The sequence below is a fragment of the Buttiauxella sp. WJP83 genome (assembly GCF_027594725.1).
GTDB lineage: Bacteria > Pseudomonadota > Gammaproteobacteria > Enterobacterales > Enterobacteriaceae > Buttiauxella > Buttiauxella selenatireducens.
Genome location: NZ_CP110080.1, coordinates 3,901,051 through 3,914,852, shown reverse-complemented (window position 1 = coordinate 3,914,852; position 13,802 = coordinate 3,901,051). Strand labels below are relative to the sequence as shown.

14 protein-coding genes are annotated in these 13,802 nt (G+C 49.0%); 6 read left to right on the top strand and 8 right to left on the bottom strand.

Annotated elements, in window-relative coordinates; translation table 11 throughout:
- Positions 1 to 63: 63 nt before the first annotated feature.
- The 3 genes from mltC to mutY are packed head-to-tail and all read right to left on the bottom strand — an operon-like array spanning position 64 to position 2,558.
- Positions 64 to 1,140, bottom strand: coding sequence for a membrane-bound lytic murein transglycosylase MltC (gene mltC, locus OH773_RS18105; protein ID WP_270140661.1), 1,077 nt, complete (start codon positions 1,138 to 1,140; stop codon positions 64 to 66).
- A gap of 60 nt (positions 1,141 to 1,200) precedes the next feature.
- Positions 1,201 to 1,473 (bottom strand): oxidative damage protection protein, encoded by a 273-nt coding sequence (locus OH773_RS18100; protein WP_270140658.1) that lies wholly within the window; start codon positions 1,471 to 1,473, stop codon positions 1,201 to 1,203.
- 2 nt (positions 1,474 to 1,475) lie between these two features.
- Positions 1,476 to 2,558: an A/G-specific adenine glycosylase gene (mutY, locus tag OH773_RS18095; protein WP_270145946.1), complete on the bottom strand. Its 1,083-nt coding sequence runs from the start codon at positions 2,556 to 2,558 to the stop codon at positions 1,476 to 1,478.
- 155 nt (positions 2,559 to 2,713) lie between these two features.
- Here mutY and trmB point away from each other — a divergent pair, with 155 nt between their 5' ends.
- From trmB to OH773_RS18080, 3 genes are read left to right on the top strand one after another with little or no spacing between them, the layout of a single operon-like run.
- Positions 2,714 to 3,433 (top strand): tRNA (guanosine(46)-N7)-methyltransferase TrmB, encoded by a 720-nt coding sequence (gene trmB, locus OH773_RS18090; RefSeq protein WP_270140656.1) that lies wholly within the window; start codon positions 2,714 to 2,716, stop codon positions 3,431 to 3,433.
- Positions 3,433 to 3,759, top strand: a complete 327-nt coding sequence (locus OH773_RS18085; protein WP_270140654.1) for a YggL family protein — start codon at positions 3,433 to 3,435, stop codon at positions 3,757 to 3,759. The genes trmB and OH773_RS18085 overlap by 1 nt, the downstream gene beginning before the upstream one ends.
- 53 nt (positions 3,760 to 3,812) lie before the next feature.
- Positions 3,813 to 4,529 (top strand): DUF2884 domain-containing protein, encoded by a 717-nt coding sequence (locus OH773_RS18080; protein ID WP_270140652.1) that lies wholly within the window; start codon positions 3,813 to 3,815, stop codon positions 4,527 to 4,529.
- A gap of 39 nt (positions 4,530 to 4,568) precedes the next feature.
- On the opposite strand, the gene leuD is transcribed toward OH773_RS18080, so the two are convergent.
- From leuD to leuL, 5 genes are all read right to left on the bottom strand, one after another.
- The gene (gene leuD, locus OH773_RS18075; RefSeq protein WP_270140650.1) at positions 4,569 to 5,174 is read right to left on the bottom strand and encodes a 3-isopropylmalate dehydratase small subunit; all 606 of its coding nucleotides are present in this window, start codon (positions 5,172 to 5,174) and stop codon (positions 4,569 to 4,571) included.
- Between the two features lie 11 nt (positions 5,175 to 5,185).
- The gene (leuC, locus tag OH773_RS18070; protein WP_270140648.1) at positions 5,186 to 6,586 is read right to left on the bottom strand and encodes a 3-isopropylmalate dehydratase large subunit; all 1,401 of its coding nucleotides are present in this window, start codon (positions 6,584 to 6,586) and stop codon (positions 5,186 to 5,188) included.
- A 2-nt stretch (positions 6,587 to 6,588) separates the two neighbouring features.
- Positions 6,589 to 7,680: a 3-isopropylmalate dehydrogenase gene (gene leuB, locus OH773_RS18065; protein ID WP_183272758.1), complete on the bottom strand. Its 1,092-nt coding sequence runs from the start codon at positions 7,678 to 7,680 to the stop codon at positions 6,589 to 6,591.
- 1 nt (position 7,681) lies between these two features.
- Positions 7,682 to 9,253 (bottom strand): 2-isopropylmalate synthase, encoded by a 1,572-nt coding sequence (leuA, locus tag OH773_RS18060; protein ID WP_270140645.1) that lies wholly within the window; start codon positions 9,251 to 9,253, stop codon positions 7,682 to 7,684.
- 88 nt (positions 9,254 to 9,341) lie between these two features.
- On the bottom strand, positions 9,342 to 9,425 hold the full coding sequence (gene leuL, locus OH773_RS22460; RefSeq protein WP_183272861.1) for a leu operon leader peptide: 84 nt from the start codon (positions 9,423 to 9,425) through the stop codon (positions 9,342 to 9,344).
- 669 nt (positions 9,426 to 10,094) lie between these two features.
- On the opposite strand from leuL, the gene leuO reads away from it, so the two are divergent.
- The 3 genes from leuO (at position 10,095) to ilvN (ending at position 13,672) form a co-directional block, all read left to right on the top strand.
- The gene (leuO, locus tag OH773_RS18055; RefSeq protein ID WP_270140642.1) at positions 10,095 to 11,039 is read left to right on the top strand and encodes a transcriptional regulator LeuO; all 945 of its coding nucleotides are present in this window, start codon (positions 10,095 to 10,097) and stop codon (positions 11,037 to 11,039) included.
- Positions 11,040 to 11,453: 414 nt separating this feature from the next.
- The gene (gene ilvI, locus OH773_RS18050; protein WP_270140640.1) at positions 11,454 to 13,178 is read left to right on the top strand and encodes an acetolactate synthase 3 large subunit; all 1,725 of its coding nucleotides are present in this window, start codon (positions 11,454 to 11,456) and stop codon (positions 13,176 to 13,178) included.
- A gap of 2 nt (positions 13,179 to 13,180) precedes the next feature.
- A complete protein-coding gene (ilvN, locus tag OH773_RS18045; protein ID WP_270140638.1) occupies positions 13,181 to 13,672 on the top strand; it encodes an acetolactate synthase small subunit in 492 nt (163 codons plus the stop codon).
- Positions 13,673 to 13,802: the final 130 nt, after the last annotated feature.

Genomic DNA, 13,802 nt, shown 5'->3' with positions numbered 1-13,802 from the left:
AGCAGAAGGGAGTTGTCTCTCCCACCGCCAAAAAGAGTGGCAGGAGAGACAACAAACAGAGAGTTAACGCCGACGATAGCTCTTCTGAGCGGTATTCACTTTGTACAGATAATGACGTGATTCCGCTGAAGGATGGCGTGTTGTCAGTACCTGATACACATCACCTGGCGTCATGCTGTTGATAATACTGAAGGCGCGGTTCTTGTCGTTGTTGAACACACGCAGCACACTACCCGCACCACCGTTATACGCGGTGATCACTGCATAGCGGCGTGAGGTTGGGTTATCAATTCCGCCCAAATAGCTCTCTTGCAAAATTGCCAGATAAGCCGTACCGGTATCGATATTGCTTTCAGGATCAAACAAGAAGCTGCGGCTCGGTTTGCCCCATTTCCCTTGCGATTTAAAGACATCAACCCCTGCGCTGTGCTGTACAACCTGCATCAGACCCAGTGCATCAGCGTGGCTCACTGCATACGGGTTAAAGCTTGATTCGGTTTGCATAATTGCCAGAATCAGGGATTCATCGACGCCATATTTCTTCGATGCTTTGCGCACCATGCCAAGGTATTTATGCGCACGTTTATCAAGGTGGTTGGGGACCAGGTTGATGGTCACGCTATAAACAATTTTCAGCCCGGTACTGCGGCTTTTCATGCGTGTTTGCAGCAGGTAATCAGCAAATTTTGACGCACGCCCTTCCCAGCGAATGGGCTGGCCGGTGTTATCCACAACCTGACCATACAGGAACGGTTCTTTGGAGATAACCACATCGTTGGCATCAGAATAAAGATCGATAGAGCCCGGATCGTCACCCATCAGTAAGGTGTTGATAATAGCCTGACGCAAGTGCGCGGCAGGTTCAGTGCCGGCAATGGTTTCGATGGTAATCGTACCGTCGTCAAAGTTGATGTGGCTACGGGTCAGGTATTGGTCGGTATATTTTACGTAGTCTTTTGGACCCGCAATCAACACTTCCTTCATGCCCCAGATATTTTCGATGTTATGAGCAAATTGCCCCATCAAGATATCGAAGCCATTGGTGTCCTTAACAAAAGCCTCGTTATAGGCATCGTCTTTTTTGCTCGAACATGAAATGAGCAAGGGGACAACCAGAGCTAGCGCGAGAAATTTTTTCATCGTTCCGTGTATGTGTTGTGCGTGATGTGTTGTGCAAAAGGGCCAGTGGCCCCTGTATTTTTATTTTTCTGGCGGCGTGTAGCCTTCGATATGGACTTCTTTGCCTTCGAACAGGAAGTTAACCATTTCAGCTTCCAGCTCTTTACGGTGCTCAGGATTCATCATGCTCATTTTACGTTCGTTAATCAGCATGGTTTGTTTGGTTTGCCACAACGCCCAGGCTTCTTTAGAGATCTCGTTGTAAATACGTTTGCCCAGTTCACCCGGATAAAACTGGAAATCCTGGCCTTCTGCGTCACGTTGCAGGTAAGTACAAAAAATAGTTCTGCTCATCATTATTCCTCTTCAACGATGCGGGCGGGTTTCAATACCACCGGCTCGGCATGTAATTGCTGTAATAAACGCTCTACCGGAGCGGCCAGTCCTACGGACGGAGGCTGCGCTAAGTTATACCAGAGAGCGGTTCCTTCATCCATGCACCCGCTAAACGAAAGCACCGGGAGCCACATTGGAACAATATCCAAATGGAAGTGGCTGAATGTATGGCGGAAGGCGGTTAATTGCGTGAGATTTTCCGCAGGGATTTGGCGTTGTGCTAACCAGTCGCGTAACTCAGCTTCGGTTTCGAACTGTGGGAAGCAATACAAACCGCCCCAAAGACCAACGGCAGGGCGCTGGGATAGCAAAATACTTTGCTGATGCTGCATCATCAGGAAATAGCCAGTACGCTCCGGTATTGTCACCTTCGGTTTTTTTCCTGGATAGTTCGCCCAGCTATTATTGGCATATGCCAGACAAATATTATTAACCGGGCACAGTTCGCATTTGGGTTTCGAGCGGGTACAAACCATCGCGCCCAGATCCATCATCGCCTGGTTAAATTGGCTAACACCTTGCGCTGGCGTGACTTGTTCGGCTATATCCCAAAGCCTCTTCTCTACGTCTTTTTTACCCGGCCAACCAGAGACTGCGTAACAACGTGCGAGCACGCGTTTGACGTTGCCATCCAGAATAGGGAAATGTTTGCCGAGTGAAAGTGAAAGAATGGCACCTGCGGTAGAACGCCCAACGCCGGGAAGTGCCGCGACTTCTTCAAAGGTTTCCGGGAACACGCCGTGGTGCTGGTTTGCCACCATTTGCGCAGCTTTGTGCAGGTTTCTGGCTCGCGCGTAATAGCCCAGGCCGGTCCACAAATGCAGAACTTCATCCAGTGGAGCGTTGGCAAGATCGGTTACCGTTGGGAAGCGCTCCATAAAGCGCTCAAAGTAAGGAATGACGGTGGCAACTTGCGTTTGTTGCAACATCACCTCAGACAGCCATACTTTATAAGGCGTTTTTTCGAGTTGCCATGGCAGGGTTTTGCGCCCGTATTTTTGATACCAGTCAAGAACCTGGTTGGCGAATTGCGGCGCTTGTATCATTGTTGCCCAGCATCCGATAAATGTGTGATTTAGGGGGCTGATTCCAGCACAGACGGCTCCGTGCTGTAAACCGGAACTTTCTGGTGCTTGCTTCTCATCATTAACTTTGGATAATGCCCGTTTCCCGAACACTAACTCAAAGCCTGAACACCATGAAAAATGACGTCATCTCACCGGAATTTAATGAAGAAGGCCGCGCAATGCGCCGGATTCGTAGTTTTGTGCGCCGCCAGGGCCGCCTGACTAAGGGGCAAGAGTTCGCACTGGAAAACTATTGGCCGGTGATGGGCGTTGAATATGAAACCGCACCTGTTGATTTTGCAGCACTATTTGGTCGCGAAGCGCCAGTCACGCTGGAAATTGGTTTTGGCATGGGGACGTCGCTTGTTGCAATGGCACAGGCAAATCCACAGCAGAATTTTTTGGGTATTGAAGTACACTCGCCAGGCGTCGGGGCATGTCTCGCGACAGCCCATGAAGAGGGCGTTGAGAACCTGCGAGTCATGTGTCACGACGCAGTAGAAGTGTTGCAAAAAATGATTCCTGACAATTCTTTATCTATGGTTCAGCTCTTTTTCCCTGATCCATGGCACAAAGCACGTCATAATAAACGCCGTATCGTTCAAGTGCCGTTTGCCGAGTTGGTGAAAAGCAAATTGAAACTGGGCGGTGTGTTCCATATGGCAACCGACTGGGAACCTTATGCAGAACACATGCTCGAAGTGATGTCCTCTATCGACGGTTATCAAAACCAGTCGCAGAGTAACGACTACGTACCGCGCCCGGATTCACGTCCGGTGACCAAATTTGAACAACGTGGCCATCGTCTTGGTCACGGCGTATGGGACTTAATGTTCGAGAGGATAAAGTAATGGCAAAAAATCGTAGCCGTCGTTTGCGTAAGAAAATGCACATCGACGAATTCCAGGAGTTGGGGTTCTCTGTTGCATGGCGTTTCCCGGAAGGCACCTCCGAAGAACAAATTGATAAAATCGTTGATGCGTTTATTGACGATGTTATCGATAAAAACGGTCTGGCTTTTGATGGCGGCGGCCACCTTTCCTGGGAAGGTTTGATCTGCATGCAGGAAATCGGTAAATGCACCGAGGAGCATCAGGCTCTGGTGCGCAAATGGCTCGAAGAACACAAAGCTGAAGACATTCGCACCAGCGATTTGTTTGATGTTTGGTGGGATTGATATTTGCAGCATAAACAGGTCGGTGAAAACCGGCCTTTTTTATAGGAATAAATATGATTCGTAAGGCTCTAATGGGCGTTTTGCTGCTTACCGCGATGCAGGCGCAAGCTGACTATAAATGCAGCGTCACGCCTCGCGATGACGTGGTCATCAGCCCGCAATCGGTTCAGGTTGTGGGCGAGAACGGCAATCTGGTCATTGCCCCGGATGGCAGCCTGCAATTTAACGGCAAGCCACATACTTTAAACGCAACTCAGCGCCAGTTGGCGGTGAATTATCAACAAGCGTTACGCACTGACCTGCCGTGGATCAACAACGGCGCGCTGACTCGCGTGGAAAAAGGCCGTGTCGCGCTGGATAAAATCATCGCTCAGGAAGTCGGTGAGAGCAGCAATATGCGTGGCCGTCTGACTAAACTCGACGCACAGCTTAAAGAGCAAATGAGCCGCATTATTGAAACGCGTCAGGATGGCTTAACGTTCCACTATAAAGCGATTGATCAGGTTCGTGCCGATGGGCAACAACTGGTGAATCAGGCAATGGGTGGCATCTTGCAGGACAGCATCAATGAAATGGGTGCTAAAGCCGTTCTGAAAGGTGGCGGCAATCCGTTGCAAGGCGTGTTGGGTAGCCTCGGTGGGTTACAGACAGCTATCCAAAAAGAGTGGAAGAATCAGGAACAAGATTTCGAGCAGTTTGGTCACGATGTTTGTAGCAAAGTGGTGACGCTGGAAGGGCAGCGTAAAGAATTGGTTGGAACGTTAAAGTAATAAAATAGCGGGTGCGCGAAATGCGAACCCGCCATGGTTTTAACGCATAAACACCGGTTGTTTCTGCTCGTAAGCAGAAATTGAACCTTCGTGTTGCAGCGTCAGGCCGATGCTATCCAGCCCTTCCAGCATGCAGTGGCGGCGGAAGGTATCGATGTTAAACGAGTAGTTTTTCTCGCCCGCTTTCACCGTTTGCGCTTCCAGATCGACAACGAACGTAATCCCCGGATTTGCCGCGACCAGTTTGAACAGTTCATCCACCTCTTCTTCGCTCAACGTCACCGGCAGCAGCTGGTTGTTGAATGAGTTGCCGTAGAAGATATCTGCAAAACTTGGTGCGATAACCACTTTAAAACCGTAATCGGTTAACGCCCACGGCGCGTGTTCGCGTGAAGATCCGCAGCCAAAGTTTTCACGTGCCAGCAAAATAGAAGCACCTTTAAACTCCGGGAAGTTCAGCACAAATTCTGGATTCGGCTTTTGGCCTGCATCGTCCAGAAAACGCCAGTCATTAAACAAATGTGCGCCAAAACCGGTGCGCGTCACCTTCTGCAAAAACTGCTTAGGGATGATTGCGTCGGTATCAACGTTTGCGGCATCCAGCGGAACGACCAGGCCGGTATGTTGGATAAATTTCTCTGCCATGGTGTTTTCCCTTATTTCAACGTGCGGATGTCAGCAAAATGACCAGAAACAGCAGCGGCGGCGGCCATTGCCGGGCTCACCAGATGCGTGCGACCACCACGGCCCTGACGGCCTTCAAAGTTACGGTTGCTGGTGGAGGCGCAACGTTCGCCTGGCTCCAGACGGTCATTGTTCATCGCCAGGCACATAGAGCAGCCAGGCAAGCGCCATTCAAAACCTGCTTCGATGAAAATTTTATCCAGGCCTTCAGCTTCAGCCTGCGCTTTAACCGGACCAGATCCTGGAACGACTAACGCCTGAACGCCGGGGGCGACTTTACGACCTTTGGCAATTTCAGCCGCAGCACGCAAATCTTCAATGCGTGAGTTAGTACAAGATCCGATAAATACTTTATCGATAGCCACTTCGGTCAGCGGGATCCCTGGTTTCAAGCCCATGTACGCCAGTGCTTTTTCAGCGGATGCACGTTCTACCGGGTCGGAGAAGGATTCAGGGTTTGGGATGTTTTCAGTCACTGAAATCACCTGGCCTGGGTTTGTGCCCCAGGTCACTTGCGGTGCGATATCTGCCGCATCCAGGGTGACAACGGTATCGAATTTTGCTCCTTCATCTGTGCTGAAGGTTTTCCAGTACGCAACCGCATCGTCCCAATCGGCAGCTTTCGGAGCGTGCAGACGGCCCTTCACATAGTTGAAGGTTGTGTCGTCTGGCGCAACGATACCGGCTTTGGCACCCATTTCGATTGCCATGTTGCACAACGTCATTCGTCCTTCCATCGACAGCGCCTGAATCGCGCTACCGCAGAATTCCACGACATGCCCGGTACCGCCAGCGCTGCCGGTTTTGCCGATGATCGCCAGCACAATATCTTTCGCCGTGATGCCGGGTGCTGCGTGGCCTGTGACTTCAATTTTCATGGTTTTGGCACGGCCCTGTTTCAGGGTTTGCGTGGCCAGAACATGCTCAACTTCAGAAGTCCCAATACCAAACGCCAGTGCACCAAATGCGCCGTGAGTCGCGGTGTGGGAATCGCCACAAACGATTGTCATGCCCGGCAAAGTAATGCCTTGCTCAGGGCCCATCACGTGGACGATACCCTGGAATGGATGGTTCAGGTCATACAGCTCAACGCCGAATTCTTTGCAGTTTTTCATTAATTCCTGCATTTGAATGCGGGCCATCTCGCCGGAGGCGTTGATGTCTTTGGTCTGCGTAGAAACGTTGTGGTCCATGGTGGCAAATGTTTTGCCTGGCTGACGCACCGGGCGCTTATGCGCGCGCAGGCCATCAAATGCCTGCGGAGAGGTGACTTCATGCACCAGATGACGGTCGATATACAGCAGAGGAGTTTCATCCACTGCTTCGTAGACGACATGGGCATCGTACAATTTCTGATATAACGTCTTCGCCATGATTATTTCCCCTCTGCAACAAAACGAGCAATGGTATCGCCCATTTCATCGGTGCTGATTGCGTTGCCATCACGCGCTAAATCGCCAGTACGGAAGCCTTCTTCCAGCGCAAGGTTGATAGCGTTTTCGATAGCCTGAGCGGCCTCTTCAGCATCCAGGCTGTAGCGCAGTAACAGAGCCAAAGACAGGATTTGCGCAATTGGGTTAGCAATATTTTTACCTGCGATATCTGGTGCAGAACCACCAGCAGGTTCGTACAGGCCAAAACCTTGTTCGTTCAGGCTGGCGGATGGCAGCATGCCCATTGAGCCTGTGATCATTGCGCATTCATCTGACAGAATGTCGCCAAACAGGTTGGAACACAGCAGTACGTCAAACTGGGATGGATCTTTGATCAGCTGCATCGTGGCGTTGTCGATGTACATGTGGGACAACTCAACGTCCGGATATTCTTTCGCGATTTCACCCACGATTTCGCGCCACATCACAGAACTCTGCAATACGTTGGCTTTATCAATCGATGTCACTTTATGGCGACGTTTGCGCGCTGACTGGAAGGCTATGTGCGCAATACGCTCGATCTCGAAGCGGTAATAGACTTCAGTATCAAACGCTTTCTCGTGCGCGCCGGAGCCTTCGCGGCCTTTTGGCTGGCCGAAATAGATACCGCCAGTTAATTCACGAACGCACAGAATATCGAAGCCGTTAGCTGCGATGTCAGCGCGCAGTGGACAAAACTCTTCCAGGCCTTGGTACAAGCGCGCTGGGCGCAAGTTGCTGAATAATTTAAAGTGCTTGCGCAGTGGCAACAGCGCACCACGTTCAGGTTGTTGAGCGGGCGGCAGGTGTTCCCATTTTGGACCACCGACGGAGCCGAACAGAATCGCATCGGCTTGTTCACAGCCTTCAACAGTCACCGGTGGCAGCGGGTTACCGTGACGGTCAATAGCAATACCGCCCACGTCATATTGACTGGTGGTAATACGCATATCGAAGCGCGTACGAACTGCATCCAGCACTTTCAGCGCCTGAGCCATAACTTCTGGGCCAATGCCGTCACCCGGCAATACTGCTATATGATGAGTTTTTGACATGTCACACGGTTTCCTGATTATTTTCTTTATTATGAGCTTTGCGTTGCAATTCTTTTTCGACGATGCCTGCGCGCCAGATGTTATTCAGCACATTTACCATCGCTTTCGCAGAAGATTCCACAATATCGGTCGCCAGACCTACACCATGGAAGCGACGACCTTTATGAGTCACGACGATATCTACCTGACCCAGCGCGTCTTTACCCTGGCCTTTCGCAGACAGCTGATATTTAACCAGCTCAACATCGTAATTTGTGATGCGGTTAATTGCCTGGTAGACCGCATCGACCGGGCCGTTGCCTGTTGCCGCTTCAGACTGTGTTTCTTCACCACACTGCAACTGGACGGAAGCGGTAGAAATCACGCTTGAACCGGATTGCACGTTGAAATATTCCATGCGGAAATGTTCTGGCTCTTCTTGTTGTTTACCGATGAAGGCCAGCGCTTCCAAATCGTAATCGAAGATCTGACCTTTTTTGTCTGCCAGTTTCAGGAAGGCGTCGTACAAAGAATCCAGGTTGTAATCGTCTTCTTTATAACCCATCTCTTCCATACGGTGTTTCACGGCCGCACGACCTGAGCGTGAAGTTAAGTTCAGCTGCACCTGATTCAGACCGATAGTTTCCGGGGTCATGATTTCGTAGTTTTCGCGGTTTTTCAGCACGCCATCCTGGTGAATACCAGAGGAGTGAGCGAAAGCATTGGAGCCAACAACCGCTTTGTTGGCCGGAATGGGCATATTGCACAACTGGCTGACAATTTGGCTGGTACGGTAAATTTCATGGTGATTGATATTGGTATGCACCCCCAGCATTTGGCTGCGTACTTTAATCGCCATGATGACTTCTTCCAGCGCAGTGTTACCGGCGCGTTCGCCGATGCCGTTCAGCGTGCCTTCAACCTGGCGTGCACCAGCCTGAATTGCGGCGATGGAGTTTCCGGTCGCCATCCCTAAATCGTCGTGGCAGTGAACGGAGATAATGGCTTTATCAATGTTTGGCACACGGTTGTACAGCGTCTGGATGATGCCACCGAATTGGACTGGGGTGGTGTAGCCCACAGTGTCAGGGATGTTAATGGTTGTCGCGCCCGCACCAATCGCAGCTTCTACAATGCGGCACAAGTTGTCGATGGGGGTTCGGCCAGCGTCTTCACAAGAGAACTCAACGTCGTCGGTGTATTGACGGGCGCGTTTTACGGAATGAACTGCACGGGCTAAAACATCATCGAAGGTACTGCGCAATTTGGTTTCGATGTGCATGGTGGATGTTGCCAGGAAAACGTGGATACGAAACGCTTCGGCAATTTTCAACGCTTCCGCGGCAACATCAATATCTTTATCCACACAACGAGCGAGGCCACACACACGGCTATTTTTGATATTGCGGGCGATGGTTTGTACAGATTCGAAATCACCAGGGGAGGAGACTGGGAAACCCACTTCCATTACGTCAACACCCATACGTTCCAGTGCCATCGCAATTTGCAGTTTCTCTTTAACACTCAGACTTGCCTGTAACGCCTGCTCACCATCACGTAAGGTCGTATCGAAAATAATGACTTGTTGGCTCATGTTGTGGTCCTTTCTTGTCTTGGGGGCCGTTGCTACGAGCAAAAAAAAACCCGCGCAGTGGCGCGGGTTTTTTGTCTGGAGGCTTGAATCAACGCTTGATTTCGCCCACCAGTCTACCGCGCAATGAAGTTGCGTTTAGTAGTAGACCTAGTAGACGAATGGTGCGAATCATGTTTCAAGTCCCAAGTAAATTCGTTATGCATTTATTGGTACTTGATCTGCCCTGCTGTGTCAACACTCGATTCTTTTAGATAGAGGCAATGCTGAGTCAGTCTGGGTTATGTCGTAGCAAATCATGCTGGTATACGGAGGATTCATAATATATATAAAAAGTATGAAAAAGGATTGTTTACCCTTGCATGTAGAAATGAAATCATCAGAAACAATTATAAATATGATGTTTATTATATGTAGTATTCATCATGGTTATGATTTGGCAGGGTTATTCATTATCTGGATTGTTTTTTAGGAATTTGGCCTCTTTTTTTATTGGGGTTTTTTTAGTAAGTCGGCTGTTTCTGAATAGGATATGTTATCCATACTTAATATATTATTCATTTGGCGAATCATTGTGTGTTAAGTCATTTTGTGATTTGATTAGCACGATCCAGAAGTCAACTGACGAAATAAAATCATATGAATTTTATAGATTTATCAGACTTGTCAGTAGCTGAAGTCGTGTTGGTACATTAGAAAACGTAAGTTTATTGATTTATATTCAAATTGTTTAAATAACGTTTTTAATTGCAGTAATCAGCATGTTCTGCTTAGCAAATGATAATAGGGGAAGCTCGCAGAGTTAATCTGCGAAGAAGGAAATGCAATCTTAGTGGAGTCTGACATGTCTGAAGATTATGTAGAACAACCGGCAGTACATGATGGGTTTAAACCTCAACTGCGTTCTGTTGACTTAAATTTATTAACTGTATTTGATGCGGTTATGCAAATGCAGAATATTACCCGTGCCGCTCAATCCCTGGGAATGTCTCAACCCGCAGTGAGTAATGCAGTAGCCAGACTGAAAGTGATGTTCAACGATGAGTTGTTTGTTCGCTACGGGCGGGGTATCCAGCCTACAGCGCGTGCGTTTCAGTTGTTTGGTGCAATTCGCCAGGCATTGCAATTGGTGCAGAATGAATTACCTGGAGCAGGCTTCGACCCAGGTAGTAGTGAAAGAGTATTTAACATCTGCGTCAGTAGCCCTTTAGATAATATGTTGACCTCAGTCATTTTCAATAATATGAAGCGCTTTGCTCCGGGTATTCAATTACTGTTTAAATCAGCTTTAAATAAAGACATTGAACATCAACTGCGTTATCAGGAGACCGAGTTTGTTATTAGTTACAGTGAATTTCGTCGTCCAGAGTTCACTTGTATCCCATTGTTTGAAGATGAAATGGTGCTGGTGGCTAATCAGAAACATCCACGTTTAATTAAACCGATAACCGAAGAAGACGTCTATAACGAAAAACATGCGGTTGTCTCTCTTGAGCGTTTTGCATCATTTAGTGCACCGTGGTATCAAACTCCGGAAAAGCAAGCCAGCATTGCTTATCAGGGAATGGCATTGACCAGTGTTTTAAATGTCGTGTCACAAACTCACTTGGTCGCTATCGCGCCACGTTGGTTAGCTGAAGAGTTTGCTGATTCACTTCATTTGCAAACCTTCGCATTACCGCTAAAAGATAATATAGCGACCTGCTATTTATCATGGCATGAAGCTGCCGGGCGGGATAAAGGGCATCAGTGGATGGAAAAACTTTTGACCACGGTATGTAGTAAATAGATACAGACTGTTAGCCTTGATTCATCCGGGTGGTGAAAACCATCCGGTTATTCTTCATTTTTTTCATTTTGTAGTTTTTTCAGCTGTTATTGATTTGTCTCTTAATCACCGAGTGAATCAATGAACCCTCCCGCGAATTAGATTTAACCTGCAAAACATCTTTTTATAACATTTCCAATCATACTATTTCCTTATGCTTAGAGTTTTACTTTGCCAGATAAGGGTTTTGTAGTGTTCGTAAGGAATCCGCGTAATGACGGTTGAAGATTGACAATTGATTGCCTGATTTTCAACGGTTATGTTAGGCGGACTATCAAAAATAAAAAGAGATATGCAGGGCGCAACAACCTGCCTCAACGACTTAGCCGAAATGATTTCAGCGGTCGGTCAAACACGTAAGCCTGGAGGCAAACCATGGAGATGTTGTCAGGAGCCGAGATGGTCGTCCGATCGCTTATCGATCAGGGCGTTAAACATGTATTCGGTTATCCCGGAGGCGCGGTACTCGATATTTACGATGCGCTTCATACTATTGGCGGCATTGATCATGTGCTGGTGCGCCATGAACAAGCAGCAGTGCATATGGCCGACGGTCTGGCACGTGCGACGGGGGAAGTGGGTGTCGTACTGGTAACGTCAGGTCCAGGGGCCACAAACGCGATCACCGGTATTGCCACAGCTTATATGGATTCAATTCCGATGGTGGTGCTGTCAGGCCAGGTCGCGACGTCCCTCATTGGTTACGATGCTTTCCAGGAATGCGACATGGTGGGAATTTCTCGCCCGGTCGTGAAGCACAGCTTTTTAGTCAAGCAGGCGGAAGATATTCCGGCCATTATCAAAAAAGCTTTCTGGCTCGCTGCAAGTGGTCGACCAGGGCCGGTTGTGGTGGATTTACCGAAAGACATCATGAGCCCGGCTAACAAACTGCCGTATAGCTACCCTGAATCCGTTAGCATGCGCTCTTATAATCCCACCACTCAGGGTCACAAAGGGCAGATTAAACGCGCACTGCAAACTTTGCTGGCCGCGAAAAAACCGGTGATGTACGTTGGCGGTGGTGCGATTACATCTGCCTGCCATGACGAATTACGCGAGTTGGCGGAGAAACTCAATATTCCCGTTGTCTCTTCCTTGATGGGATTGGGGGCATTTCCTGGAACACATCGACAGGCATTAGGCATGCTGGGCATGCACGGCACATACGAAGCCAATATGGTGATGCACAACTCTGACGTTATTTTCGGCGTCGGTGTGCGCTTTGATGACCGCACCACCAACAATCTGGCGAAGTACTGCCCGAACGCGACCGTGCTGCATATTGATATCGATCCGACTTCTATATCCAAAACCGTCGGTGCGGATATCCCAATTGTGGGTGATGCGCGACAGGTTCTACAGCAAATGTTGGAACTGCTCGAGCAGGAAGATACGCCGCAGTCTTGTGATGACATTCGTGACTGGTGGCAACAGATTGAGCATTGGCGTGCACGCCAGTGCCTCGAATTTGACAGAACCAGCGATAAAATTAAGCCACAGGCGGTTATTGAAACAATCTATCGACTGACGAAAGGCGAAGCTTACGTCACTTCGGATGTCGGTCAGCATCAGATGTTTGCCGCACTCTATTACACCTTTGATAAACCACGGCGTTGGATTAACTCCGGCGGCCTGGGCACCATGGGCTTTGGTTTGCCAGCGGCACTCGGTGTGAAATTGGCATTACCGGACGAAACCGTCGTCTGTGTCACCGGTGATGGCAGTATTCAGATGAATATCCAGGAGCTTTCCACAGCGCTGCAGTATGGATTGCCGGTGCTGGTGTTAAACCTCAACAACCGCTATCTCGGAATGGTTAAGCAGTGGCAGGACATGATCTATTCCGGTCGTCACTCCCAATCTTATATGGAATCGTTGCCTGACTTTGTGCGCGTCGCAGAAGCTTATGGGCACGTAGGGATTGGTATTAGCAAACCTGAAGAGCTGGAAAGCAAACTGATTGAAGCACTGGAAGCGGTGCGTAATCAGCGCCTGGTCTTCGTTGATGTCACAGTTGATGGCACTGAACATGTGTACCCAATGCAGATCCGTGGCGGCGGTATGGATGAGATGTGGTTAAGTAAAACGGAGAGAACCTGATTATGCGCCGGATATTATCTGTATTACTCGAAAATGAGTCCGGGGCGCTGTCCCGTGTTATTGGTTTGTTCTCTCAGCGTGGTTACAACATCGAAAGCCTGACTGTGGCGCCGACTGAAGATCCAACGCTTTCACGTATGACTATCCAGACGGTAGGGGACGCGAAAGTCCTTGAACAGATTGAGAAGCAACTGCATAAGTTGGTGGATGTGCTGCGGGTGAGCGAACTGGGGCAGGGTGCGCATGTTGAGCGTGAAATCATGCTCGTAAAAATTCAGGCGAGTGGTTATGGGCGCGAAGAAGTGAAGCGCAACGCAGAAATCTTCCGCGGGCAAATCATTGACGTGACTCCTACGCTCTACACGGTTCAGTTGGCAGGAACCAGTGATAAGCTGGACGCATTCCTGAATACCATTCGTGAAGTGGCAAAAATTGTCGAAGTGGCGCGCTCTGGGATCGTGGGCGTTTCACGCGGTGACAAGATTATGCGTTAGCCTTGAAAGGTGGCTAAATAATAAACCCGGTTAACTCGTGCCGGGTTTTTTTTTGCAAATCACACAACAACTGCCAGTAAAAGCGGTTGCCCGAGTTATTATTCTGCGCTTAGATGATAAAAATGAAACC

Excerpts from the sequence above, each read along its gene's own strand:
- leuL (WP_183272861.1), bottom strand. The coding sequence starts at position 9,425 with ATGATTCGCACCATTCGTCTACTAGGTCTACTACTAAACGCAACTTCA.
- trmB (WP_270140656.1), top strand. The coding sequence starts at position 2,714 with ATGAAAAATGACGTCATCTCACCGGAATTTAATGAAGAAGGCCGCGCA.
- OH773_RS18080 (WP_270140652.1), top strand. The coding sequence starts at position 3,813 with ATGATTCGTAAGGCTCTAATGGGCGTTTTGCTGCTTACCGCGATGCAG.
- leuA (WP_270140645.1), bottom strand. The coding sequence starts at position 9,253 with ATGAGCCAACAAGTCATTATTTTCGATACGACCTTACGTGATGGTGAG.
- OH773_RS18100 (WP_270140658.1), bottom strand. The coding sequence starts at position 1,473 with ATGAGCAGAACTATTTTTTGTACTTACCTGCAACGTGACGCAGAAGGC.
- leuD (WP_270140650.1), bottom strand. The coding sequence starts at position 5,174 with ATGGCAGAGAAATTTATCCAACATACCGGCCTGGTCGTTCCGCTGGAT.
- leuO (WP_270140642.1), top strand. The coding sequence starts at position 10,095 with ATGTCTGAAGATTATGTAGAACAACCGGCAGTACATGATGGGTTTAAA.
- leuB (WP_183272758.1), bottom strand. The coding sequence starts at position 7,680 with ATGTCAAAAACTCATCATATAGCAGTATTGCCGGGTGACGGCATTGGC.
- mltC (WP_270140661.1), bottom strand. The coding sequence starts at position 1,140 with ATGAAAAAATTTCTCGCGCTAGCTCTGGTTGTCCCCTTGCTCATTTCA.
- OH773_RS18085 (WP_270140654.1), top strand. The coding sequence starts at position 3,433 with ATGGCAAAAAATCGTAGCCGTCGTTTGCGTAAGAAAATGCACATCGAC.
- ilvI (WP_270140640.1), top strand. The coding sequence starts at position 11,454 with ATGGAGATGTTGTCAGGAGCCGAGATGGTCGTCCGATCGCTTATCGAT.
- ilvN (WP_270140638.1), top strand. The coding sequence starts at position 13,181 with ATGCGCCGGATATTATCTGTATTACTCGAAAATGAGTCCGGGGCGCTG.
- leuC (WP_270140648.1), bottom strand. The coding sequence starts at position 6,586 with ATGGCGAAGACGTTATATCAGAAATTGTACGATGCCCATGTCGTCTAC.